Source organism: Sutterella wadsworthensis, assembly GCF_003315195.1.
Lineage (GTDB): Bacteria > Pseudomonadota > Gammaproteobacteria > Burkholderiales > Burkholderiaceae_F > Sutterella > Sutterella wadsworthensis.
Map to the genome: position 1 here is coordinate 1 of NZ_QNRV01000073.1, position 1,166 is coordinate 1,166.

Below are 1,166 nucleotides of genomic sequence, written 5' to 3' on the forward strand. Positions count from 1 at the left end.
TGAATCTGCTTCAAGATCGTGAAAAGACAATCGATGGAGTTATTGGGGATTTTGCGATTGCCTTGCTCACGGTCGTGGGCTCCCTTAATGGCCATCATGCGCAGTGAGGTGGCTAGCGTGCACACCAGCAATTTGCCCCAGTAAGCCGTATCCGTACACCGCAGTCGATTCCCATCGACCCAGTTTTTAAATTGATTGAAATCCTGCTCAACTTGGCCGCGCAGCCGATAGATGCTTAAGGCTTTAAACGGATTGGCTTCCGCATTGGTTCGGATCGCAAAACGGCCGGCATAGCGTAAGGCGGCCTCAATGGCGTTGTCATCACGATCCCAATAACGGCGTCCTTGCGCCGTGGTTCTTTCACAAACGAAACGCTTATAAGTCAGCCATTTTTCTGGCGGTACTTGTTTGTTCGCGTTTTTCAGATCCAGCACCTGCTGCACTTGTAAGCGAAGCTCTTCCATCTCAGCTTCATCGGCTTTAGGAAAGCGGTAAAGATGTAAATGCAGCGTCTTGTTGAGTGATCCATAGTCGGTGTATTGCTTCCAGGCTTCTGTGGTGGAATGGGCGTACACGCGTTCGCCAGTGTCGTAAAAGCGCTGGTTATGCAGCGAGGCGTCATATCGGTCAAAGCTGCGCTTCACGATGTCCTCGCTGAGGCGAATACCCTGTATGAACTTCACTTCCAGATCAATCTGCTTTTGGATGTTGATTAGGCTTTGATACCCGCGATCCGTCACCAAAATCACTTTCGAGAAATCAAAACCGGCATCCTTCATGCGATAAACAATTTCTCCAAAGGCTGTGACATCAGGGATTGAGCCTTCATAGGCATGGGCGAAGACAATGTCCCCAGAGTCTTGGTCGCAAACAAAAGTGAAATTGAGTACCGGCAATTCCGGATCACGTTTGGCATGGCCGTAGGCGACATCCGCGATGGTGGCCGAATATGACGAAATCGTTGTGTTGTCCAACGCATAGTGCACGCAGTCTGCGCCGGACATCCTTTCGATCTTGCTTTGATGCCGCAGATGGAAATAGCGCGCAAAGTCCTTGGGCGTAACTCGGCTCAATACTTCGCTGATGCGCTGGCTCTTCAGAGCAGGACCATGCGGCAAATACACACTGGCCCGCCAATCCTCCATGGCAGCCATGGAGTTGCCGCC

The 1,166-nt window shown here is 51.2% G+C and carries 1 protein-coding gene; it reads right to left on the reverse strand.

What is annotated here, in order from left to right:
• A partial coding sequence (locus DES29_RS12315) for an IS1634 family transposase (RefSeq protein ID WP_428843305.1) occupies nucleotides 1-1,166 on the reverse strand: 1,166 nt, incomplete at both ends.